General features: G+C 63.5%; 20 protein-coding genes and 1 other RNA gene. 7 read left to right on the top strand and 14 right to left on the bottom strand.

Annotated elements, in window-relative coordinates; genetic code table 11:
• Positions 1–9 precede the first annotated feature (9 nt).
• Positions 10–954, bottom strand: coding sequence for a DUF808 domain-containing protein (locus PP1Y_RS16800; protein WP_013833296.1), 945 nt, complete (start codon positions 952–954; stop codon positions 10–12).
• A gap of 259 nt (positions 955–1213) precedes the next feature.
• Between PP1Y_RS16800 and PP1Y_RS16795 the strand changes: the two genes are divergently transcribed.
• On the top strand, positions 1214–2041 hold the full coding sequence (locus PP1Y_RS16795) for a flagellin (protein WP_013833295.1): 828 nt from the start codon (positions 1214–1216) through the stop codon (positions 2039–2041).
• Positions 2042–2151: 110 nt separating this feature from the next.
• On the opposite strand, the gene PP1Y_RS16790 is transcribed toward PP1Y_RS16795, so the two are convergent.
• Positions 2152–2820, bottom strand: a complete 669-nt coding sequence (locus PP1Y_RS16790; RefSeq protein WP_013833294.1) for a glutathione S-transferase — start codon at positions 2818–2820, stop codon at positions 2152–2154.
• Positions 2821–2947: 127 nt separating this feature from the next.
• Between PP1Y_RS16790 and PP1Y_RS16785 the strand changes: the two genes are divergently transcribed.
• The 5 genes from PP1Y_RS16785 (at position 2948) to PP1Y_RS16765 (ending at position 7165) form a co-directional block, all read left to right on the top strand.
• The gene (locus tag PP1Y_RS16785; protein ID WP_013833293.1) at positions 2948–4168 is read left to right on the top strand and encodes a polyhydroxyalkanoate depolymerase; all 1221 of its coding nucleotides are present in this window, start codon (positions 2948–2950) and stop codon (positions 4166–4168) included.
• Between the two features lie 202 nt (positions 4169–4370).
• The gene (gene rpsF, locus PP1Y_RS16780; RefSeq protein ID WP_007011157.1) at positions 4371–4733 is read left to right on the top strand and encodes a 30S ribosomal protein S6; all 363 of its coding nucleotides are present in this window, start codon (positions 4371–4373) and stop codon (positions 4731–4733) included.
• Between the two features lie 3 nt (positions 4734–4736).
• On the top strand, positions 4737–4961 hold the full coding sequence (rpsR, locus tag PP1Y_RS16775; protein ID WP_007011158.1) for a 30S ribosomal protein S18: 225 nt from the start codon (positions 4737–4739) through the stop codon (positions 4959–4961).
• 14 nt (positions 4962–4975) lie between these two features.
• Positions 4976–5584 (top strand): 50S ribosomal protein L9, encoded by a 609-nt coding sequence (gene rplI / locus PP1Y_RS16770; RefSeq protein WP_013833291.1) that lies wholly within the window; start codon positions 4976–4978, stop codon positions 5582–5584.
• A gap of 150 nt (positions 5585–5734) precedes the next feature.
• The gene (locus PP1Y_RS16765; RefSeq protein ID WP_007011160.1) at positions 5735–7165 is read left to right on the top strand and encodes an AMP nucleosidase; all 1431 of its coding nucleotides are present in this window, start codon (positions 5735–5737) and stop codon (positions 7163–7165) included.
• Between the two features lie 56 nt (positions 7166–7221).
• On the opposite strand, the gene PP1Y_RS16760 is transcribed toward PP1Y_RS16765, so the two are convergent.
• The 10 genes from PP1Y_RS16760 to hrpB all read right to left on the bottom strand — a co-directional run bounded on the left by PP1Y_RS16760 (position 7222) and on the right by hrpB (position 19839).
• On the bottom strand, positions 7222–9048 hold the full coding sequence (locus PP1Y_RS16760; protein ID WP_041558937.1) for a M2 family metallopeptidase: 1827 nt from the start codon (positions 9046–9048) through the stop codon (positions 7222–7224).
• A 118-nt stretch (positions 9049–9166) separates the two neighbouring features.
• Positions 9167–9922, bottom strand: coding sequence for an alpha/beta fold hydrolase (locus PP1Y_RS16755; protein ID WP_013833289.1), 756 nt, complete (start codon positions 9920–9922; stop codon positions 9167–9169).
• Complete coding sequence (locus PP1Y_RS16750) at positions 9923–10366, bottom strand: GFA family protein (protein ID WP_007011164.1); 444 nt, start codon at positions 10364–10366, stop codon at positions 9923–9925. It lies immediately after the preceding gene.
• 149 nt (positions 10367–10515) lie between these two features.
• Positions 10516–11541: an aspartate-semialdehyde dehydrogenase gene (locus PP1Y_RS16745; protein ID WP_013833288.1), complete on the bottom strand. Its 1026-nt coding sequence runs from the start codon at positions 11539–11541 to the stop codon at positions 10516–10518.
• A gap of 188 nt (positions 11542–11729) precedes the next feature.
• Complete coding sequence (gene lon / locus PP1Y_RS16740) at positions 11730–14132, bottom strand: endopeptidase La (RefSeq protein WP_013833287.1); 2403 nt, start codon at positions 14130–14132, stop codon at positions 11730–11732.
• Positions 14133–14358: 226 nt separating this feature from the next.
• Positions 14359–14703 (bottom strand): YbaB/EbfC family nucleoid-associated protein, encoded by a 345-nt coding sequence (locus PP1Y_RS16735; protein ID WP_013833286.1) that lies wholly within the window; start codon positions 14701–14703, stop codon positions 14359–14361.
• Position 14704: 1 nt separating this feature from the next.
• Positions 14705–16678, bottom strand: coding sequence for a DNA polymerase III subunit gamma/tau (locus tag PP1Y_RS16730; RefSeq protein ID WP_369799480.1), 1974 nt, complete (start codon positions 16676–16678; stop codon positions 14705–14707).
• Between the two features lie 136 nt (positions 16679–16814).
• Positions 16815–16909: signal recognition particle sRNA small type (ffs, locus tag PP1Y_RS24855), an RNA gene on the bottom strand.
• Positions 16910–16978: 69 nt separating this feature from the next.
• Positions 16979–17257 carry an ETC complex I subunit gene (locus PP1Y_RS16725; protein ID WP_013833284.1) on the bottom strand — a complete coding sequence of 93 codons (279 nt, stop codon included), beginning with the start codon at positions 17255–17257 and terminating at the stop codon, positions 16979–16981.
• A gap of 95 nt (positions 17258–17352) precedes the next feature.
• Positions 17353–19839 (bottom strand): ATP-dependent helicase HrpB, encoded by a 2487-nt coding sequence (gene hrpB / locus PP1Y_RS16720; protein ID WP_013833283.1) that lies wholly within the window; start codon positions 19837–19839, stop codon positions 17353–17355.
• 140 nt (positions 19840–19979) lie between these two features.
• Between hrpB and PP1Y_RS16715 the strand changes: the two genes are divergently transcribed.
• Positions 19980–21932 carry a bifunctional diguanylate cyclase/phosphodiesterase gene (locus PP1Y_RS16715; RefSeq protein WP_232512409.1) on the top strand — a complete coding sequence of 651 codons (1953 nt, stop codon included), beginning with the start codon at positions 19980–19982 and terminating at the stop codon, positions 21930–21932.
• A 13-nt stretch (positions 21933–21945) separates the two neighbouring features.
• On the opposite strand, the gene PP1Y_RS16710 is transcribed toward PP1Y_RS16715, so the two are convergent.
• Complete coding sequence (locus tag PP1Y_RS16710) at positions 21946–22719, bottom strand: hypothetical protein (protein ID WP_051010050.1); 774 nt, start codon at positions 22717–22719, stop codon at positions 21946–21948.
• Between the two features lie 89 nt (positions 22720–22808).
• A complete protein-coding gene (locus PP1Y_RS16705) occupies positions 22809–23825 on the bottom strand; it encodes a polyprenyl synthetase family protein (protein WP_013833279.1) in 1017 nt (338 codons plus the stop codon).
• Positions 23826–23886: the final 61 nt, after the last annotated feature.

Below are 23886 nucleotides of genomic sequence, written 5' to 3'. Positions count from 1 at the left end.
GCTCGCAAGTCAGTGTGCGGTGCCGCGTGCCTTCGCAATCAGGTGGACAACCAAGGCAATTACCGTCCCAAGGACAATGCCGGCCATTGCTGATGCCAGGGCATAGCTGACCCAGCCAAGTATACCGCCAAGCGCTCCCGCCGCAGCTTCGACGGTGTGCTGAAGGTCATGCGCCAGATGCGCCGGATAGCCCAGGCCAAGCTCCTCGAGGCCATGGAGAATGATCCCGCCGCCAACCCAGAGCATCGCCAGCGTGCCGACCGTGCTCAGCAGCGCCAACACCTTGGGCATCGCCCTGAGCAACACACGCCCGACGCTCTGCGCCGCGCGGCTTTCCTTTTGTGCGAGATGCAGGCCGATGTCATCCATCTTCACGATCAGCGCGACGGCGCCATAGACGACTGCAGTGATCAGCACGCCGACCACGGCCAGCGCTGCCGCACGCGAGAGGAACGAACTGTCGGCCACTTCCGACAGCGCGATCGCCATGATCTCGGCCGACAGGATCAGGTCGGTGCGGATCGCTCCCGATACGCGGGTCTTCTCGAATGCCGCGATGTCTTCGACCGGGGTCTCCAGCGTTTCCCCGTGCTGCGCCCCGCCCAGCTTCTCGATGACTTTCTCCGCGCCCTCGAAGGCGAGGTAGAGGCCGCCCAGCATCAGGATCGGCGTGATCGCCCAAGGCAGGAAGGCGCTGAGCAGCAGCGCGATCGGCAGCAGGATCAACAGCTTGTTGCGCAGGCTGCCCTTGGTGATCTGCCAGATGATCGGCAATTCGCGGTCGGGCGTAAACTCGGTGACGTAGCCGGGCGTCACGGCCGCATCGTCGATGACGACGCCCGCCGCCTTGCTGCCGGCCTTGGCCACCCCTGCCCCGACATCGTCGAGCGAGGCCGCGGCGGCGCGGGCGATAACCGATACGTCGTCGAGCAGGGCAACTAGGCCGGTAGCCATCTAAGCCGATTTCCTTCGTGTCGCTGTTTCCAGCTTGAGAACGCGTGCATGTCCGCAGAAGCTGCAAGGATCAAGAAAAAGGCGTGCAAGGCCCGGGAAAACCGCCGATTTTACCTGGCACTCGTCTCCTCTGCTGCCACTTCGGGGAGAGAAAAAATCGTCTGCGGCCTTAAAGCCCCCTTCCGGTGGCCGTTCTTCCCCATGTCAAGGGAACGCCAAATGACGCGGACCCGAAACGCTTTAAACTGGGGAAAAAGTCATGTCTGTCATCAACACGAATATCAGCGCCATCGTCGCTACCAACGCTTCGAATTCCGCCAGCAAGATGCTCGGTACCGCCATGGAACGCCTGTCGACCGGCAAGCGCATCAACTCCGCCAAGGATGACGCCGCCGGCCTCGCGATTTCCACCTCCATGACCTCGCAGATCAAGGGCATGAGCCAGGGCATCCGCAATGCCAACGATGGCATCTCGATGGCACAGACCGCTGACGGCGCCCTTTCGGAAGTCACCAACATGCTCCAGCGTGTTCGCGAACTTACTGTCCAGGCATCGAACGACACCTATTCGGCCGATGACCGCACCCGTATCCAGACCGAAGTTACGCAGCTTCAGGACCAGATCACCGACGTTCTCGGCAACACCGAGTTCAACGGCAACAAGCTGTTCGACGGCACCGCCGGCACCGCTGGCGTCGTGACCATCCAGGTCGGCGCGAACGCTTCGGACACCATCGACCTCACCTTCAGCGACGTCAGCGCCGGAACCGGTATGACCGCGGCTCTCGCAGTCGACGTCCAGGCCCTGGCCGGTACCGAACTCGACAGCCTCGACACCGCCATGGACGAAGTCTCGACGCTGCGCGCCAACCTCGGTGCCTCGCAGAACCGCCTCGACTCGGCCGTCAATACGATGACCGCTAACGTCACCAACCTTTCCGACGCCCGTTCGCGGATCGAAGACGCCGACTACTCGGCCGAAACCACCGCGATGGCCAAGGCCCAGATCCTGTCGCAGGCATCGACCGCGATGATCGCTCAGGCCAATCAGGCCCAGCAGAACGTCATGTCGCTGCTGCGCGGCTAATCTATCCGACCAGTTTCACGGTCCCCAAGGGGCCCGGCGGACTTCATGTTCGCCGGGTCTTTTGCTTTCGGGGCTTTGCAAGCCGCCTGAACCCGCTGCGACTTGCCACCTCAAAACTCCACTTCGAGCTCTTCCATTTCCTCCGGCTCCGCCTTTGCGGCGGCAATCCATTCCTGCATCGGTGCCCACTCGAAGATCGTGCCGCAGTAAGCTGCACACTCAGGTGCGAGCGGGACGGCGTAAGTAATGAAGCGGGTCGCCACGGGAGCGTACATCGCATCGGCCATGGTCGGTTGCGCGCCGAACAGGAAGGGGCCGCCGAAACGTTCGAGGCAGTCCTGCCAGATCGATTCGATTCGCTCGATGTCCGGCCTGGCGCCGGAGAACACGGGAAAGCTCTCATGCTTCACCTTGAGATTCATAGGCAGGGCTGAGCGAAGGTTACTGAAGCCCGAATGGATCTCACCCGAGATCGAGCGGCACAGGGCCCGTGCGATCGGGTCCCTGGGTAGCAACCCGGCTTCGGGGAACTGCTCGTTCAGGAACTCGGCAATTGCCAGGGTATCCCAGACACTTGCGCCATTGTAATTGAGCCGGGGCACCAGCACGGATGGTGACAGGAGCAGCAGTTCGGCGCGGTTCGCCGCATCGTTGGCAACCTTGCGCTCCTCCACCTCCAGACCGGCAAGTCGGCACAGGAGCCAACCGCGCAGCGACCATGCCGAATAGGTCTTGCTGGAAATCGTGAGTTTCGCTGTCGTCGGGGCCGTCTCATTCATCGTCGCCGCCTCCAATGCCTGCTTTCGCTTGCATATGTTTATGATGCAGCGCAGCATGAATCCAGCTCGAATGCGATTCTGTTTTCAGAATCGGGCCGGGCGAAGCAACGAGGGGTAGACGCAAGCAATGCTTTACCACGCATACCAGGCGTATTGCGACGTGCTTGCACCTGCGCGCATGGGATCGCTGCTGGCTACCAGCTTCCGGAACAAGTTTCTGGCTCATGCCTCATCGACACCGATGACGCGGCGCGTCTTCGCACTTGCGGAAGTGTTCAACACAACCGCAATCACCCATCACCGGCCGCCTTACGGCATCGACCGGGTCCTCTCCGGTAACCGCGAGGTTTCGGTGCGCGAGGAAGTGACGCTGGACATGCCCTTCGGCAACCTGCTGCACTTTGCCAAGGACGAAGTCGTCGCACCGCAACCCAGGATCCTCGTCGTCGCGCCGCTGTCCGGCCACTTCGCCACGCTTCTGCGCAGCACGATTGAAACCCTCCTGCGCGATCACGACGTTTATATCACCGACTGGAAGAATGCCCGCGACGTTCCGGTAAGCGATGGACGGTTCGGCTTCGACGAATATGTCGACTACGTGATCCGCTTCCTGCAGGAACTGGGTCAGGGCGCGCATGTCCTTGCGGTCTGCCAACCCTGCGTCCCGGTTCTCGCTGCAGTGGCAGTCATGGCCCAGAACGACGATCCCTGCCAGCCCCGCTCGATGTCGCTGATGGGCGGCCCGATCGACACCCGCGAATCGCCGACGGTCGTCAACGAACTGGCCACCAGCCACCCCTATTCCTGGTTCGAGGACAACCTGATCTACCCGGTCCCCTGGCGCTACAAGGGCGCCGGACGCAAGGTCTATCCCGGCTTCGTCCAGCTCTCGGCATTCATGGCGATGAACCAGGACCGGCACTTCGCACAGTTCCGCAAGCTCTACCAGCACATCGCCGACCTGGAGCAGCTGGAAGCGGACAAGATCATCGAATTCTACGACGAATATCTCGCCGTCCTCGACCTCACCGCCGAGTTCTATCTCGAGACTATCGACAAGGTCTTCCAGCGCGCCCTGCTCGCAAAAGGTGAACTGGAACATCATGGCCGCCGCGTCGACTGTTCGGCGATCCGCAAGACGGCTATTCTCACCGTCGAGGGGGAGCGCGACGACATCTGCGCGGTAGGCCAGACCGCCGCGGCGCATTTCCTGTGCTCCAGCCTGCGCCCGCACCTCAAGCGCCATCACCTGCAGCCGGGGGTCGGTCACTACGGCATCTTCTCCGGTTCGCGCTGGGAACGTCAGGTCTATCCGCAGGTCCGGAACCTCGTACTGGCGATGAGCTGATTCGGGCCGCATCGAAGCGAAGGCGAGCCGGCAAAAGACTGCGCGTTTAGTCCATTGCACTTGCAAATGCCTGCAGATCGGCTAAGGGCCCCGCTTCCGCGTCCTTCCGCAAGGATCGCGTGGAAGGTTGAAGAAAGCCGGAGGGGCCCCGCAATCCCGCGGACAAGCCAGCGATCGGTTAGGACAGATAAAGGACGCTGCTGTGCCGCTTTACGAGCACATTTTCCTGGCGCGCCAGGATCTCAGCCAGTCGCAGGTTGATGCGCTGGCCGCCGCCGCTACCGAGATCGTCGAGTCGAACCAGGGCAAGGTCACCAAGACCGAGACCTGGGGTCTCAAGAACCTCGCGTACAAGATCAAGCGTAACCGCAAGGCTCACTTCGTGATGCTGAACATCGAAGCCAACGGCGACACCGTCGCCGAGCTCGAGCGTCAGACTGCCATCAACGAAGACGTCATCCGCTACATGACCATCCGCGTCGACGAGCATGAAGCTGGTCCGTCGGTCATGATGCGCAAGTCGGACCGCGACAACCGTCGCCGCCGCGAACGCGAGGGGAACTGATCCATGGCACGTGCATTTTTCCGTCGCCGCAAGTCCTGCCCGTTCTCGGGCAAGAACGCGCCGCAGATCGACTACAAGGACGTGCGTCTGCTCCAGGGCTTCATGTCCGAGCGTGGCAAGATCGTTCCGAGCCGCATCACTGCGGTTTCCGCCAAGAAGCAGCGTGAACTGAGCCAGGCGATCAAGCGCGCCCGGCACATCGGCCTGCTGCCCTTCATCGTCAAGTAAGGGAGGTTAGCCCCATGGACATCATCCTCCTCGAACGCGTCGAAAAGCTCGGCAACATCGGCGACGTCGTTTCCGTCAAGGACGGTTTCGCGCGCAACTACCTGCTGCCGAACAAGAAGGCGCTGCGCGCCAACGACGCCAACAAGAAGGTCTTCGAAGCCAATCGCGCGAAGATCGAAGCCGAGAACGCCGAAAAGCGTTCGGCCGCCGAGCAGCACTCGTCGAGCGTCGAAGGCAAGCAGGTCGTCCTGATCCGCGCCTCGTCGAACTCGGGCCAGCTCTACGGTTCGGTTTCGGTGCGTGACATCGTCGAAGCACTCAACGCCGACGGCGCCGACGTTGCCAAGCAGATGATCGTGCTCGAACGCCCGATCAAGACGCTCGGCATCTTCGACGTTCGCGTCAGCCTGCACCCGGAAGTCTCGGTCAACGTCAAGGTGAACGTTGCCCGTTCGCCGGACGAAGCCGAACTGCAGGCGCAGGGCGTCGACGTCATGGCAGCGATGTTCGAACAGGACACCGCAGGCTTCACCGAGGCTTACGATCCCAACGCCGAGCCCGGCGAGATCGTGACCGAGGAAGCCGAAGAGGCTGCTGCGGCAGAAGGCGAAGAGCAGGCCTGAGCCTGACCTTCAACGACTACGCGTCACAAGGTTTGAAGGCCCTCGCTTCGGCAACGAAGCGGGGGCCTTTCCTGTTGCGCGCCGCCCGGACGACCACAGCTGCAGCGCAAGTGCCCTTGCGCTGCAATATGAAGGGCGTAATTTTGGGCGATGGACAAGATAAAACAGACCCTTGAACACCTGAACCGCACTTACGAGGCTGCCGTCGCCTGCCTCAAATCCGACATCGAAGCCTTCGTGAAGACCGGCGCGCTGCCCCCGCCGGAGCGCCGTGCCGACCGCCAATGGTGCTACCCGGAACTGCGGATCACCTATCACGGCAAGGAACGCGGAGCCGTCTATTCGCGGGCGTTCGGCCGTCTTGCCCAGCCCGGCACTTACGTGACCACGATTACCCGGCCGCACCTGTTCTCCGACTATCTCTCGACACAGCTCTCGCTGCTGGACGACGAGTACGAGATCGAAGTCGAAGTCTCGCGTTCGGCGCAGGAAATTCCCTTTCCCTACGTCCTCGACGGTGTGGCGGTGGGAAGCGTGACGCCGCAGGAACTTGCCTGCCATTTCCCAAGCACCGAACTTGCCATGATCGGCGACGAGATCGCCGACGGGATCGACTTCTTCGCGCCCGAAGATCCGCTGCCGCTCGCCCTGTTCGATGGGCTGCGGACCGACTTCAGCCTTGCACGCCTGGCGCACTACACCGGCACCAGCCCGGACCACTGTCAGCGTTTCATCCTGTTCACCAACTATCACCGCTATGTCGATGAATTCGTTGACTGGGCCGGCCGAATGATCGGGAGCGACGACTACGTCGCCCTATCGGGAGCTGGCGGGCTCTATCTCGACGCGCCGGTGGACAATGCGCGCCAGCGCCTGTCCGACACGGCATGGCGGCGTCACCAGATGCCGGCCTATCACCTGATCCGCGAGGACCGTTCGGGCATCACGCTCGTCAATATCGGCGTCGGCCCCTCCAACGCCAAGACGATCACCGATCACCTTGCCGTCCTGCGGCCCGAAGCCTGGCTGATGATCGGCCATTGCGGCGGCTTGCGCGAAAGCCAGCGCATCGGCGACTATGTGCTTGCCCATGCCTACTTGCGCGACGACCATGTGCTCGACCCGGTCCTGCCACCCGAAATTCCACTCCCGGCCATCGCCGAAGTCCAGCAGGCACTGGCCACGGCGGCCGAGACCGTCAGCGGTGAAGGCGGAACCAACCTCAAGAAGCGCATGCGCACCGGCACCGTCGTCACGACCGACGATCGCAACTGGGAACTGCGCTACACTGCATCGGCCCATCGCTTCAGCCTCTCGCGCGCCATCGGCATCGACATGGAAAGCGCCACGATCAGCGCGCAAGGATACCGGTTTCGCGTTCCCTACGGCACGCTTCTGTGCGTTTCCGACAAGCCGCTGCACGGGGAACTGAAACTGCCGGGACAGGCCAACCGCTTTTACGAGGAAGCCATCGCCGGACATCTCAAGATCGGCCTAGAAGCCTGCGACCTGCTGCGTTCGGAGGGTGACCGCCTGCACAGCCGCAAACTGCGCGCCTTCAACGAACCACCGTTCCGCTGATCGAGGCCGAGACGACAAGCCGCCCCGGCAGCACTGCTGCCGGGGCGGTTATCCGGTTACCAGCCCTGCTTCTGGCCCTTGTTCTGCTCGTCGAGCCACTTCTTGAGCGGAGCGAAATACTCGAGCATCGGCTTGGCGCTCATCTTGCTCGATCCGGTGAAGGCCTTGAGCGCTTCCGGCCAGGGCTTGGACATGCCCATCTCGAGCATGCGATCCAGGTTCTCGCCCACCTTCCTGTTTCCGTAGAAGCTGCAGCGATGCAGCGGCCCCTTCCAACCTGCCTGCTCGCATGCGGCCTGGTAGAACTGGAACTGGAGGATGCGGGCCAGGAAGTAGCGTGTGTAGGGCGTGTTGCCCGGGATATGGTACTTCGCGCCCGGATCGAAAGCATCGGCCGGACGGTCCACCGGCGGCCTGATGCCCTGGTACTCCAGCCGCATGTCGGTCCAGGCCTTGTTGTAGTCCGCCGGCTTGATCGAACCGTCGAAGACGCCCCAGCGCCAGCGATCGATGAGCAGGCCGAAGGGCAGGAACGCCACCTTGTCCATCGCCTGTCGCAGCAGAAGACCGATATCCTTGTCGGCACTGGGGACCTTGCTCTTGTCGAGCAGGCCGATGTCGACGAGGTACTGCGGCGTGATCGAAAGCGCGATGAAGTCGCCGATTGCCTCGTGGAAGCCGTCATTGGCGCCGTTGAGGTAGAGATAGGGCTGCTTGTTGTAGGCGCGCTGGTAGTAGTTGTGCCCCAGTTCATGGTGAATCGTGACGAAATCGTCCGAGTTCACTTTGGTGCACATCTTGATGCGGATGTCGTCCTTGTTGTCGACGTCCCAGGCCGAGGCATGGCAGATCACCTCGCGGTCGCGCGGCTTGGTGATCATCGAACGGGTCCAGAACGTGTCCGGAAGCGGCGCGAAGCCGAGCGAAGAGTAGAAGCCCTCGCCCGTCTTCACCATGTCGAGCGGGGTCTTGCCCTTGGCCTTGAGCAGATCGCCGATGTCGTAGCCCAGATCGCCTGCACCCTGCGGCGCCACGAGCGGATAGATGTTGCCCCACTCCTGCGCCCACATGTTGCCCAGCAGGTCGGCGCGGATCGGCCCGGTTTCGGGCTGGACCTGATCGCCGTACTTCTCGTTCAGCTTGCGGCGCACGTAAGTGTGCAGCGCCAGATAGAGCGGCTTCACTTCCTGCCACAGTCGCTCGGTTTCTGCCGAAAACTGCTGCGGCGTCATGTCGTAGCCCGACCGCCACATCGCGCCGACGTCGGAATAGCCAAGCTCCTTCGCGCCTTCGTTGGCGATCGTCACCATCTTGGCGTAGTCGTCCTTCATCGGCTTGCCGACATTGTCGTGCCAGCTCTCCCACATCTCGGCATATTCGGCCGGGGTATGGTCGAGGTTGCCCATCTCGGCCTCGATGTCCGAACCGTTGATCGGCTTGCCGTCGAGCGTGCCCTTCCCCTTGCCGTAAGTCGAGGACAGGCGCGTGGTGATCGCGCTCAGTTCATCGGCAGCGCCCGGCGTGGTCGGTGCGGGCAGGACGATGCCCTGGCGCAGGATGCCCAGCTTGCGGGCGACATCGGCGTCGAGCCCCTGCACTCTGGCGTACTTCGCGGCCTCCACCGCATAGTCTACCTGCTTCTCGGTGATCGCCGCGTTCGACTGGGCAACGAGCGCGTCGGTATCCTCGGTGATGTAGGTGTAGTTCACCCAGTTGATCCGGGCATTGTCTACTGAAGTGTCGAACAGGTCCTTCTCGGCCGATGCGACGAACTTTGCCGCGCCTTCGGGGGTCATCGGATAGTCGGCTGCAGCGTCCTTTGCCACGGCCGGTACGGCCAGGCTGACGGCCAGCGCCGCCAATGCGGTAGATGCAAATTTCATGGGGGGATTTTGCCTCTCGGTATTTCTGGATGGGGCAAGATTAGCCGCACCCGGGGCAAGTTCAACCGAGCAGGATAATCACCCCCGGAAATGCATCATTCAATGAAGCGGAGCGCGCTCACTCATCAAGGAATTCGGCCATGGCGCGGCCCATGTCCTTGAACGTCACCGAGGACATGTGGTTGCCCGGGGTCTCGACATAGCGGCCCTGCGGCAGCGCCTCGGCCAGTTCCTGCGCAGAGCCGTTGTCCGCGTCGTCCTTTCCGCAAACGCATAGCGTGGGCATCGTCACCCGGGCGATCGCATCGGCAGAAGTATCGTCGACGGATTCCAGCAGCAGGCGCGCGGCAACCCGGTCGATCTTCATGGACTTCATGAAGGCCTGTGCGACGAACGCCGGGTCGCCCCGCTCGATCGAACCGAAGCGGTCGATGGCATCGACGAAGTGGGCGCTGCGCCGTGCCCACCCGGATAGGCCGGAGAGACCCATGCCGCCAAGGATCAGCTTGCGCGGCGAAAGGCCTGCCAGCACGCCTCGCACCGAAGTGCGCGCGCCGAGCGAGAAGCCGCCAAGGTCAAAGTCCGAAAGGCCCAGTTCGGCGATCAGCAGCGTCAGGTCCTCGACCAGCACGTCTTCGGGATAGGCCTCGGGATCGTGGGGGGCTTCGCTTTCGCCGTGCGCGCGCAGATCGAACATGATCACTTCGAAACCCGCATCGGCGAGGATTTGCGCATTGCCGTACTTGATCCAGTTGACCTCGGCGCTGGAGAACAACCCGTGGACCAGCACCAATGGCCGCCCCTGCCCCAAGGTATGCACCGCCAGACGCGTACCGCCGAAACCTTCGATGTAGTCCTTGCGCAATTCGCTCACTTACGGAACCTCCAGACCTGCCGCCTTCCAGCGCGAAGCGACGCTTTCGGTCGTCGCGCTGTAGTGCCTTGGCAGGTCCTTGGTATCGAGCCAGCTTTCATGCAAGCTTTCGCAGCCGGAATGGGCCACCGGACGGAAATATCCAGGCTCGTCGAAGCTCCCCAGCGTCAGGTCCATATTGCCGCTCGACTGGATGAAGTCGAAGCCCAGCGGCGTGCCGCAATGCGAACAGAACGGCCGCCGGGCTACCGGGGAACTGGCGTACCACTCCGGCTCATGCTCCCAGACGACGCCTGCCGTCGCCAGTTGCACGAAGGCAGCGGCGAACCCGCCGGTAGCCTTCTGGCACATGCGGCAATGGCACAGGTAGGCCTCGTCGTTCTCGATCTGCGCGCGATAGCGAATGCGACCGCACTGGCAGCCGCCGGTCATGGTTCTGGTCATGGCGCGAGGCTATAACACTCGCCTGCCGGGCAAAAGGGGCAGCTTCCCATCAGCGCCACGCACTTCGAGGTGAACGAAAAAGGCCTCCGGAACTCACGTCCCGGAGGCCTTTTCCTTTCATGCGTCACGCCGCGCAGGCGCTGTCCGCGTCAACCCTTCTTGAGGTGACGACGGCCAAGCAGTTCGGCAATCTGCACCGCGTTCAGAGCTGCGCCCTTGCGCAGGTTGTCCGAGACGCACCACAGGGCGAGACCGTTTTCGACCGTGGAGTCGTCACGCACGCGGCTGATGTAGGTCGCGCTGTCGCCGACACATTCGATCGGCGAGACGTATCCACCGTCCTCACGCTTGTCGACGAGCATGATGCCCGGCGCTTCGCGCAGGATGTTCTGGGCCTGCTCGGCCGAGATCTCGTTCTCGAACTCGAGCGTGATCGATTCGGCGTGCCCGACGAAGACCGGCACGCGCACGCAGGTCGCCTGGACCTTGACCGCCGGATCGAGGATCTTCTTGGTCTCGACGACCATCTTCCACTCTTCCTTGGTGGAACCGTCGTCGAGGAAGACGTCGATGTGCGGGATCACGTTGAAAGCGATCTGCTTGGTGAACTTCTTGGGTTCGACCTGATCGCCCACGAAGATCGCGCGGCTCTGCTCGAACAGTTCGTCCATGCCCGCCTTGCCCGCGCCGGAAACCGACTGGTAGGTCGACACGACGACGCGCTTGATCTTGGCGGCATCGTGAAGCGGCTTGAGCGCGACGACCATCTGCGCGGTCGAGCAGTTAGGGTTCGCGATGATATTGCGCTTGGTGTAGCCGTCGATGGCGTCCGGGTTCACCTCGGGCACGATCAGCGGAACGTCCGGCTCCATGCGGTAGAGCGACGAGTTATCGATCACGACGCAGCCCTGGCTGGCAGCCTTGGGCGCATAGATCTTGGTCGGACCCGATCCCGCTGCGAAGAGCGCAATGTCCCAGCCGGTGAAATCGAAGTGCTCGATGTTCTTTACTTTGAGTTTCTTGCCGGTCTCACCGAAATCAATCTCCATGCCGGTGGAGCGCGGCGAAGCAACCGCTGCGATCTCATCGCAGGGAAACTCGCGCTCGGCGAGGATGTTGAGCATTTCGCGGCCGACATTTCCGGTCGCACCGACAACGGCTACCCGGTAACCCATTTCAAGACCTTTCCAGTTTCAATTCGCGCCCGGCATTCGTGCGTGCACGAAGGCGGCGCGTTAGCGCCAGTCCGCGTGCGACACAAGGCCGCAGCGCACTGGCATTTCTTTCAGGCAGGCAATCGCGACTGAAAGTTACCGACGAGCGCCTGCCACCCCTTCCGGAATTGCAGGCACCCGTTTCAACTTCAGTGTGCGGTTGCCGACGGTGAGGAGCTGTGCGCAGGTGCCGCGGCCAGTTCGTCGGCCTCGGTCCACTCGATTTCTTCCAGCGCCTCCGTAAGCGCTCGCGAAAGCACTTCATCGACATGGGAGACCGGGATGATTTCCAGGTCTTCCTTCACGTTCTCAGGGATTTCGGCGAGATCCTTGCGGTTCTCTTCCGGAATGAGAACGGTGGTAATTCCGCCGCGCAGAGCCGCCAGGAGCTTTTCCTTGAGGCCGCCGATCGGCAGGACGCGCCCACGCAGCGTAACTTCGCCGGTCATGGCGATATCCTTGCGCACCGGAACCCCGGTCAGGGTCGAGACGATCGAGGTGACCATCCCGATACCGGCCGAAGGACCGTCCTTGGGCACCGCACCTTCGGGAAGGTGGATGTGGATGTCCTTCTTCTGGAATACCGAAGGCTTGATGCCATAGGCCGGCGAACGCGCCTTCACGAAGCTGAAGGCGGTCTGGATCGATTCGTTCATCACTTCACCCAGCTTGCCGGTCGCCTTGATGGCGCCCTTGCCCGGGACGGTGACGCTTTCGATCGTCAGCAGTTCGCCGCCGACTTCGGTCCAGGCAAGCCCGGTGACGGCACCGACCTGGTTCTCTTCCTCGCCCACGCCGTGGCGGAACTTGCGCACGCCGGCAAAGTCGGCAAGGTTTTCAGGCGTGATCGTCACGCTCGTCGCCTTGCCTTCAAGGATCTGGCGCAGCGACTTGCGGGCCAGGCGCGCGATCTCGCGCTCCAGCGTACGCACGCCGGCTTCGCGGGTGTAGTAGCGGATCAGGTCACGCAGACCTTCCTCGGTCAGCGTGAATTCCTCGTCCTTGAGGCCATGCACTTCCACCTGCTTGCGGATCAGGTGGCGCTCTGCGATCTCGACCTTCTCGTCCTCGGTGTACCCCTCGAGACGGATGATCTCCATGCGGTCGAGCAAGGCCTGCGGCAGGTTGAGGCTGTTCGCAGTGCACACGAACATCACGTCGGACAGGTCGAAGTCCAGCTCCAGGTAGTGGTCCTGGAACTTCGCATTCTGTTCGGGATCGAGCACTTCGAGAAGGGCCGATGCAGGGTCGCCGCGGAAGTCCTGACCCAGCTTGTCGATCTCGTCGAGCAGGAACAGCGGGTTCGACTTACCGGCCTTCTTGAGGTTGGTAATGATCTTGCCCGGCAGCGAGCCGATGTAGGTGCGGCGGTGGCCGCGGATCTCGGCCTCGTCGCGCACGCCGCCCAGCGACTGGCGGATGAACTCGCGCCCGGTCGCCTTGGCGATCGACTTGCCGAGCGAGGTCTTGCCCACGCCCGGAGGACCCACGAGGCACAGGATCGGCCCCTTGAGCTTGTTGGTGCGCGCCTGAACGGCGAGATACTCGATGATGCGGTCCTTGACCTTGTCGAGCGCGTAATGATCGGCATCGAGGATCGTCTGCGCCTCGGAAATGTCGCGCTTGAGCTTCGACTTCTTGCCCCAGGGCAGGCCGAGCAGGACATCGAGGTAATTGCGGATGACCGTCGCCTCGGCGCTCATCGGCTGCATGGACCTGAGCTTCTTCAGTTCGCCCATCGCCTTTTCGCGGGCTTCCTTCGAAAGCTTGGTCTTCTCGATCTTCTCCTGCAGTTCCTGCAGTTCGTTCGCTTCCTCGCCGTCGCCGCCGCCCAGCTCCGACTGGATCGCCTTGAGCTGTTCGTTGAGGTAGTATTCGCGCTGCGTCTTCTCCATCTGCCGCTTCACACGGCCACGGATCTTGCGCTCCACCTGCAGGACGCCAAGTTCGCCTTCCATGAAGGAATAGACCATCTCGAGGCGCTTGAGCGCATCGGCCTCGGAGAGGACAGCCTGCTTGTCCGAAACCTTGGCCGACAGCTGGGCTGCGACCGTGTCGGCCAGCTTGCCGGCGTCGTCGATTTCGCCGAACTGGTCGCCCGCATCCTGCGAGAGCTTCTTGTTGAGCTTGGCGTACTCGTTGAACTGTTCGACCACCGAGCGCATCATCGCTTCGACTTCGGTGCCCTCGGACTCGCTGGCCTCGATCTTCTCAACCTGCGCTATGAGCATTTCGCCTTCGGCGGATTCTTCGGCGCGCAGCGATTCGATGCGGGCGCGCTCCTGCCCTTCGACCAGCACGCGCACGGTTCCATCGGGCAGCTTGAGCAGCTGCAGCACGCTGGCGATCACGCCGGTATCATAAAGGTCGTCGCGATCGGGATCGTCGCAGCCGGGGTCGAGCTGCGCGAGCAGGAAGATGTCCTTCTCGCCGGCCATGGCAGCTTCCAGCGCAGCCACGGATTTCTCGCGACCGACGAAGAGCGGCACGACCATGCCGGGGAAAACGACGATGTCACGCAGGGGAAGGAGTGGAAGCAGGTTCACAGTCATATCCATTTCATCGCGAACGGGACGATCTCGCTCAGACCTCCCGTCAATCCGGGACGATATGGGGAGTTCTGTCCACTACGCAATGCATAGATTACCAAAGACTGTGGAAGTGCTGGCGTTCCCCCAAGCAATTATCCGTATAAAAAAACCCCGGCGCGATCTGCACCGGGGCTCTGCAATGCATCGGCGAACGCCTCCCGAAGGCAGGCGTTTCGCAGTCGAGTTCTCAATTGTTTCCGAAGGGCATCTTGAAGCCCGGCGGCAGACCCATGCCCTGCTGCGCCTTGGCCAGTTCCTCGTTGGCGACCGAGTCCGCCTTGACGCGCGCATCATTGTAGGCGGCAGCGATCAGGTCCTCGAGCATCTGCTTCTCGCTCGGCTGCATCAGGCTGTCGTCGATCGAGACGCCGATGACGCGACCCTTGGCCGAGCAACGGATCTTGACGAGACCGCCACCCGAAAGCCCTTCGACTTCCATAGAATCCAGCTTCGACTGGGTCTCGTTCATCTGCTTCTGGATGGTCTCGGCGGCCTGCTGTGCAGCCTGGATCATCTCTTCCATGGACTTCATCTCAACGTCTCCACTGTCGACCGCCGCCGCCAATTGCGGCCGGACGGTCATCCTGTATCAATTCGGCTCCCGGAAAGGCTGCTATCGTAGCAGCCACGAGCGGCGCATTGCGCATGGCCTCGCCTTCGGCTGCCCTCTGCGTCTCGGCCAGCTCGACGATCGTCGGCGCGCCCTGCCCTTCCACTTTCTCGACCTGCCAGCGCTCGCCGGTTGCCTTCGAGAGTGCGCCGCGAATGAGACCGGCGATATCCTCGCTGAAGCCGGGCGGCTGCGAATAGCGCAGGAGCCCTGCGCCCAGTTCGACAACGCGGACCTGCATGCGCATGGTGTTTGCAACCGAGAGCTCGCCCATGTGCTCGACATCGTCGACCAACGCCTCCCAGCGCGGCGCGATGGCGGCTGGAGCCGTTGCATGCGCGGCCGGGACGCCTGCATTCGATCCGCCTTCGCCAGCAGGCGCCGCGGCAGGCGCCCGAGCAGCGATCTCTTCCAGCTTGCGCACCAGCGCGCCCGGATCGGGCATATCAGAGGCATGCATGATCCGCAGCAGCGCCATCTGCGCAGCCACCAGCGGATCGGGGGCGGACTTCACTTCGTCATGGCCCTTGAGCATGAGCTGCCAGAGGCGATGAACCTGCCCGGCCTTGAGCGCCTTTGCCCAGCCCTCGATCGCTTCGCGTTCCTCCGCCGCATGCGCATCGACCACTTCGCCGGCCACTTGCGCGACGGCGACGCGATGCGTGAGGTCCATGAGGCCGCGCATCATCGCAATCGGCTCGATCCCCAGGGAGAATTGCCTTGCGATCAGTTCCAGCAGGGCCGCTCCGTCACCGTCGAGGATGGCGCTCAGCAACTTGCGCTGAACCGACTTGTCGGAAAGGCCCAGCATGTCGCGGACTTTCTCGGCCCGCACCTGCCCCTCGCCGTCGAGATCGGCATGGGCGATGGCCTGGTCGAGAATGGACAAGCCGTCGCGCACCGACCCTTCGGCGGCCGCGGCCACCATCGAGAGCGCTTCCTCCTCGGCTTCCACACCTTCCTTGCCGCAGACATTGGCGAAATGCTCTGCAAGCATCGGCGTCGGGATGCGCCGCAAGTCGAACCGCTGGCAGCGCGAGAGAACCGTGACCGGCAGCTTGTCCACTTCGGTGGTCGCGAAGAGGAACTTCACGTGGGCCGGCGGCTCCTCAAGCGTCTTGAGCAAGGCATTGAATGCATTGCGCGACAGCATGTGGACTTCGTCGATAATGTAGATCTTGTAGCGCGCGGAAACGGCGGCGTAGCGCACTGCCTCGATGATCTCGCGCACGTCGTCGACGCCGGTATGCGAAGCCGCGTCCATCTCGATCACGTCGATATGGCGCCCTTCGGCAATGGCAACGCACGGTTCGCAACGGCCGCAAGGATTGATCGTCGGGCCGCCCTGCCCTTCGGGACCTATGCAGTTGAGCGCCTTGGCGATGAGGCGCGCGGTCGAAGTCTTGCCGACACCGCGCACGCCGGTCATCAGGAAGGCATGGGCCAGCCGGTCGCGCTTGATCGCATTGGCGAGGGTCTGCACCATCGCCTCCTGCCCGATCAGTTCGTCGAAAGTCTGCGGACGGTACTTGCGGGCGAGCACGCGATAGGGCTGGGCCGCAGTCCCGGCAGGCGGGTTCGCCGGAGCTGGCTTGGGAGCCGCTATGGGTGCTTCAGCTTTCGGCTCGGGGGCAGCGGGTTCCGGCGCAGGCGCAGGTTCTGGTGCAGGCTCGGGTTCCGCTACCGCCTCGAACAATGGCGGTAATTCGGCTTGGGGGCCCAGGTCTGCAGCGTCGGTCGCTGGCGGCGCTGTGGGCGGTGCCGGTTCGGGATCACCGAACATGGAGGCTTGCCCGGCCGCTTCCAGCTCGGCTGCCGAGGCGGGAGTCTCCTCCTCATCCTCGTTATGCCAGGGGGGCGCATCGCCGAACATGTCGCGTGAATCGTCCATCACCATCCAAACTAGGCGCTGGCGAGCCGGTTGTCAGGGGGAAAGGCGAATGCTCCACAGTCTGTCCCCGGCCAAGTTGCCGGGGCGCACGTACGGCGCGCTTCCCCAAGGCTGAACATGTGGCTGGGCCGTGACGGTGTGGGGTAAAGGAGCCGAGCGACCCGTCGCAATCCGTTTTGGCTGCTTCCTTCCGGACCTGACCAGGTTCGCGAACGCAAACGTCCACCCGACTCCCGGGCCGCCATATGGCTGGCGTTCGCCCGGATTGCAAGACCCGGTTCGCGAACCGGGTGCAACTATTTCAGATCAGCGAAAATTGTCGGCGTAGGCCTGGATCTTCAGGCGGCGCGGCGGCGTGGAATGAATCACCGCGTCGATGCCGTAGCGATCGGCGTAGGCCCGTGCTTCCTCACAAGTGGGGAACCTCAGCTGGACCTGCTGGTTCATGTCGCCGGAACCGGCCCAACCCATCAGGGGATCGGGCTGCTTCGCTTCTGCGGGAACGAAATCGAGGACCCACTGATCCAGCAGTGCCTTGCCGGACTGCATGGCATTTTTCGGGCGCTGATAGATACGTGCACTCATGGCGGTCGCTTTGCCTCCGAATCGCGCCGGAAATCAAGCCGGAATCACACTTCCCCCGATTGTCTTCCCAATCCTGCCGTTTGCGGGTCCGGATCTCAGCGCCTGCGCGAGGCTTCGAAGGCATTGCGGGTCTTGAGGCTGGGGTCTTCGGCCCAGGGTTCGTCCGGCCAGCGATGCCTGGGATAGCGCCCCTTCATGTCGCGCTGCACGTCGCGCCACGATCCACGCCAGAAGCCGGGCAGATCGCGCGTCGTCTGGATCGGCCGCCCCGCAGGCGACGTCAGCTTGAGCAACAGAGGTTGCGGCGGCTGACCGAACGTCGGATGGCTATCGAGGCCGAAAAGCCCCTGCACGCGCACTTCCACGCTGGGACCGCCCTCGTCTTCGTAGTCGATCGCATGGCTCGATCCGGCCGGGCTGCGAAACTCCGCCGGGGCCAGCCGTTCGAGCACCTGCTGGTCGTCCCAGGTCAGGCGCCCCAGCAAGGCCGCGTGCAAGGCGCCCTTGTCGATGGCGTCGAGGCGACGACCGACGAGAGGCCCGAGCCATGTATCGAGGTCGGCCAGCATCGCCTCCTCGCCCAGCGCCGACAGCCCGGCGAATCGGGCGCGGCGCAGCAGCGAGAGGCTGCTCTTGCCGAACGGCACCAGAGCCAGCCCCTTCTCGCGCACCCGGTCGAGCAGGAATGCCGCAATGGCGCCGGGATCGGGAGACGGATCGGGCCCGCTCGCCAGGGTAATCGCGCCAAGCCGCCGCTGCTGACGGGCCTCGACCCGGCCTTCGGCCTCGTTCCAGCGCAGGATCGAGCGCCGCTCGATCCGCTCTGCCAGCCAGGTCTCGACCTCGGAAGGCTCCAGCGAAGCGCCGGAAAGGATGCGCGCGCCCTTCGCCTGCCCCTGCGCATCGCCGATCACCATCCAGTCGCGCGAGGCGAGCGGCGATGTCGGGTCGAGAATGTACCCCCTGCCCCCTGCGGAGAGCCAGGTCTCGCCCGAAGCATCGCGGCGACGCGCGACCATGTCGGGTCGCCCCAGCGCAAGAAGCGCGCCAACCGGTACATCGCCGCCAGCCGTGTCTTTCGCCACGTCCTGCGCCCCGTCATCGCGCCTCGCCTTGACCAGCGCCGAAGCGCGGCGGGACCAGCCATCTGCCAGCCTGCGAGAGGCTTGCGCGCGCGCAGAGCGGTCGCTCTCCCAGCGCGCGAGTCGCTGCGCCAGATCCTCGCTGCGACCACCCAGACCGCGTTCCTGCAGCAGCAGGGCCAACCGGGCAGCCACGTTCTCTGCCCCGAAATCCGCTGCGCGCAGCACCATGGCCGCCTGCGCCGGATCGAGCGGCAGGCTTGCCATCTCGCGGCCGAAAGGTGTGATCCGCCCTTCCGCGTCAAGCGCTCCGAGGGCTGCAAGCTGGCCGCGCGCGGCATCGAGCGCGGGCGGCGGAGGAGGATCGAGCCAGGCCATGGCTGCCGGATCGCCCGCCCCCCACTGCGCCAGCGATAGCGTCAGCGGCGCCAGATCGCTGGTCAGCATTTCGGGAGGATCGAATTCAGGACGGCCCGCGTGGCCCGCCTCTTCCCACAGGCGATAGGCCGTTCCGGGCTGCTGGCGCGCAGCACGACCTGCGCGCTGGGCCGCCGAAGCCCGGCTCGCCCGATGCGTCACGAGCCGGGTCACGCCCGCTGCCTTGTCGAATTCCGCGCGGCGCGAAAGACCGCAGTCCACCACTACCGAAACGCCGTCGAGCGTGAGCGAGGTCTCGGCGATCGCGGTCGACAGTACGACACGGCGCCGCCCCTGCGGATCGCGGCGAATGGCAGTGCGCTGCGCGGCGGGCTCGCACTGGCCATGCAGCGGCAGTACAAGTGCGGCAGGCAGCTTCTCCGCCAGACGCTCGGCCGCTCGGTCGATCTCGCGCACACCCGGCAGGAACGCGAGGATATCGCCGTCTTCTTCGCGCCATGCAGCAAGGATCGCAGATGTCACCGCATCTTCGATCCGCAGATCGGGCGAAGCGCCGAACCAGCGGATCGTCAGTGGCCAGGACTTGCCCTCGCTTTCGATCAGGGGCGCGTCGCTTCCGAGCAGGCGCGCGAACCGCGTACCGTCTATCGTTGCCGACATGACCACCACGCGCAGGTCGTCGCGCAAGACTTCGCGCGTTTCGAGAGAGAGCGCGAGGCCGAGATCGCTGTCGAGATGACGCTCGTGCGCCTCGTCGAAGAGGACCGCGCTGACTCCCGGCAATTCCGGGTCGGAGAGGATCGAGGCAACGAAGATCGCCTCGGTCATCACCAGCACGCGCGTCTTACCGGAGCGCTTCGTATCGAGACGCGTCACGTAGCCGATCGTCTCGCCCGCCTTCTCGCCAAGCATTTCGGCCATGCGCTCTGCAGACGCACGCGCCGCCACGCGGCGCGGGGACAGCAGGATGACCGTGCCGTCGCACCAGGGCTCGCCCAGCAAGGCGGGCGCCACGGCCGTCGTCTTGCCTGCACCGGGCGGCGCGATCAGCACGCAGGCGGTGCGGTCTCTCAAGGCCTGAAGGAGGTCCGGAAGGACGGTGTGGATTGGCAGAGTGGTCACGCCCGGTCCCTTAGATCGGCTGCCATGCCGAAGGAAGGCCTCACCAGAACCCGAGCGGACGCATCCGTCCTAGTGCGCGCATGGCATGTACCAATCTTAAACCATTCTTGGGTACCTGATTTCGTCAGGAGTCTAATGATTTGGCAGACGAAACGCGCAAGACGCCCCGGTCGTACAGGCCAGGCCAGTATCCCCTGCCCGTGGCGCAGTATCTGCGTCTGCGCGAACAGGTGCCGCCGTTATATGGCCTCGTCGCCGTAAACTCCGCCATATTCGCCTTCACGCATCGCAACCTTGCCCCCGAGTACCTCACGCTCTCGGTTCCTGCAGGACTCATTGCGTTCAGCATCATTCGCATGCTCGTCTGGATGCGGCCGCTGACGGCAAGGGACCTGGATCCCGCGCGCGCGCTCAAACGCCTGCGCGTGACGGTCTTCATCTCCATGTTGCTCGCCATGACCTGCCTTGTCTGGGCTACGGTGCTGGTCCAGTACGGCGGTCCCTACGAGCGGGGCCACTTCGCGATCTTCATCGCGATAACCGTCCTGGGCTGCACGTTCTGCCTAAGTTTCCTGCCGATGGCAGCGACATTGGTAAATGTCGCGGTGCTCGGCGGCTTTCTGGCCTACAGCTTTCTGTCAGGCAGTTCGGTCATGGTGGCCATTGCCATCAACATCTCTCTGGTTTCGCTGGTCGTGCTCAAGATCCTGCGCGATTCCTATGCCTCGTTCGTACATCTGGAGAGCACACAGAGGGATCTGACCTGCGAAAGGCGTCAGGCCCAGGCCCTGGGGGAGGAGAACGCCCGCCTCGCCATGACCGATGCGCTGACCGGACTGCCCAACCGCCGCTATTTCTTCGCGACCCTGGAAGGTCTGCTGGAATGTGCGCAGCCGCAGGACCAGTTCTGCGTCGGGCTGATCGACCTCGATCGCTTCAAGCCCATCAATGACACGCACGGCCACGTACAGGGCGACCGGCTGCTGCAGCTTCTGGGCGAGCGGATCATGACGTTGTGCCCAGCCGACGTCGTCATCGCCCGGCTTGGCGGCGACGAATTCGGCATCATCTCGATCGGCGGTCTCGAACAGGCCGAGGCCATCACCCACGCGCTGTTCACGACGATCCGGCAGCCCGCCAGACTGGGCGACGTCATCGTTTCCGTCGGCTGTTCCGCCGGCATCGCCCCCTATCCGGCGGCAGCCAAGTCAGCGAGCGTCCTCTACGACAACGCCGACTTCGCCCTTTATCACGCCAAGAAGAACAAGCGCGGGCAGTGCGTGCGCTTCACCTCGGAACTGGAGAAGCTGATCCGCTCGGAGCAGGCCCTAGATTCCGCGCTGCAGGCCGCCGATCTCATGACCGAACTGTCGGTCGTCTTCCAACCGATCATCAACACCGAGACGATGATCCCCAAGGGCGTCGAGTGCCTGGCGCGGTGGAATTCTCCGATCATCGGCCGCGTCCCTCCCGAAATGCTGATTGCCTCTGCAGAGCGTGTGGGACGGGCACGGCAGGTGACCCTGGCTCTGTTCGACAAGGCACTGGCCTCGCTCGATCGCATTCCCGAGGACATGGGCCTGACGTTCAACCTGTCGGGCAAGGACGTCGGCGACGCGGAAACCATCGATGCCCTGCTCGAGCGGATCAGGGCCATGGTCCATTCGCCGCGCCGACTGCTGTTCGAGATCACCGAAAGCTCCCTGATTGCCGAGCTCGACAATGCCCGCAGTGCCCTGAAGCGCCTACGCCGCACCGGCGTGCGCATAGCGCTGGACGATTTCGGCACCGGCTACTCGAGCCTCTCCTCACTTCACCAACTGCCCCTCGACATGGTGAAGATCGACCGCAGCTTTGCAGCAAGGCTCGATGAAACGAAGGGCCGACGGCTGATCGAGGCGATTCGCAGTCTGGCCCGCGCGCTGTCGCTGGACTGCGTGATCGAAGGCATCGAGACTGAAAACCAGCTCTTGAGCGCAAGGGTTGCCGGTTTCGCGCTGGCGCAGGGCTTCTTCATTGCCCGACCGATGCCGCTCGAAGAACTGATCGCGCATATCGACAAGGTCCAGCCCCAGTCGATTCGCGCGGCCTGACCGGCCCCGCGCTTCAACCTGCCATTTTCGACCCGTAGTCGATCCGGATGCGGACCCAGGTGCCAAGCTGCGGCTTGCCGTTGATCCGCGGCGGAACCACCTGGAACTGCCACGCCGCACTCTGCACCGCGCGGCCATACCCCGAACCGCGCGGCGATTCGCCAAGGATCTGGCAGTTTTCGACCTTGTAGTTCTCAATCGTCTGGCAGGCGATTTCGCCCCATCCGGTGCGCGGGGCATTGGCGGGAATGTAGCCACCGAGTTCGGCACCGCTGGGTTCACGGTACCACTGGGCACGGTAGAGAATCGCACCGCCCGGCCCTTCGCCCGGCCCATATGCGGAACCGGAACCGCTCCCCGATTCGCTGCTGACGGCTGGGGCCGGCGCCTTCATCTGTCCGATGTCCGCTGACGCGAAATCCTCGTGCGAGAGCTTCAGGAAGGTGAAGGCGGGCTTCTTCACGACAGGCGTTTCAACCGGCGGCGTGATGACCGGAGGCTTCTTGACCTCTTCCTTCTGGACCGGCTCGACCTTCTTCTTTTTCTCTTTCTTTTCCTCGGCCTTGGGCTTGTCCTTGGCTTTCTCGCCCTTGTCCTTTTCCTGGCCGGTGACATCGAAGGTAACCGGATTGTTGCGCTTCTCCGGCATGCTGACCACCCCGCTCTGGTAAATCGCCAGAAGCAAGACGAGCGCGATCACGCCCGCGGACAGCAGGGACGAGACGATACGTTGGCGGGGCGAACCGGGCTGGTAGCCGGTGACAGCCCGATTGAGCTCGGAGCGCATGGGCGGCCTCAATAGGGACCGAAACTGCGCATCGCAATTACGGCCTTGCTGCAGGTGCCCGCAATCTGACGAACCGTTGCTTAACCGCGTCAGTACCGGCGCGCGACGGCGAATTCGACCGCTTCAGCCATGGCATTGCGCGCTTCGCCGGAGGGGAAGCCTGCAATCGAATCGATGGCGCGCTGGGCGAAGTGGCGGGCCCGCTCGCGGGTCGCCTCGACGCACTTGTGGCGATTGATCAGTTCGACCGCGTGGGCAAGGTCCTCGTCCTCGGTGCGGAAGCCGGCAATGGCTTCCTGCCAGAACTTGCGTTCTTCCTCAGTGCCTCGGGCATATGCGAGGATGACCGGAAGGGTCATCTTGCCCTCGCGGAAGTCATCGCCCTTGTCCTTGCCCGATTCGGCAGCTTCCGAATCGTAGTCGATCGCATCGTCGACAAGCTGGAAGGCGATCCCGAGATTGCGTCCATAGGCATCGAGCGCCTGCTCTTCGGCTTCGCTCTTCTCGGCCACGACCGCGGCGATCCGGGTCGCCGCCGCAAACAGCGCCGCAGTCTTCGAACCGATGATCTGGAGGTAGTGCTCCTCGCTCGTCTCGATCTTGCGCTGGGCGGTCAGCTGGTCGACTTCGCCCTCGGCGATGATCGAGCTGGCCTTCGACAGGATCTTGAGGACGCGCAGGCTGCCGTCCTCGACCATGAGTTCGAATGCGCGGGTGAACAGGAAGTCGCCCACCAGGACCGTCGCCGGATTGCCGAAGACGATATTGGCCGCCGCCTTGCCGCGCCGCAGGTCGGAACCATCGACGACGTCGTCGTGCAGCAGGGTCGCGGTGTGAATGAATTCGACGGCCGCCGCCAGCTTGTGGTGACGGGTACCCTGGTAACCGCACAGCTCGGCTGCCGCGACCGTCAGCATCGGGCGCATGCGCTTGCCGCCGCCGGAGATCAGATGTCCGGCAAGCGCCGGGATCAGCGGGATCTCGCTTTGCATGCGGTCGAGAATGACGGAATTGACGCTGTTCATGCCTGCCGCAGTCAGGGCGAGCATGGGAGCCAGGGAGGGCTGCGTTTCACGTGAACGCAGGTTAATCACTTGTGCAGTCATCGCCCCGCGCATTGCGCTTTCAGCGGCTTGAACGCAAGTGGGAATGCCGCCCGGAGCGCCA

The sequence above is a fragment of the Novosphingobium sp. PP1Y genome (genome assembly GCF_000253255.1).
Classification (GTDB): domain Bacteria; phylum Pseudomonadota; class Alphaproteobacteria; order Sphingomonadales; family Sphingomonadaceae; genus Novosphingobium.
The sequence above is the reverse complement of the archived record's forward strand: the minus strand, read 5'-3'. Positions and strand labels throughout refer to the sequence as shown.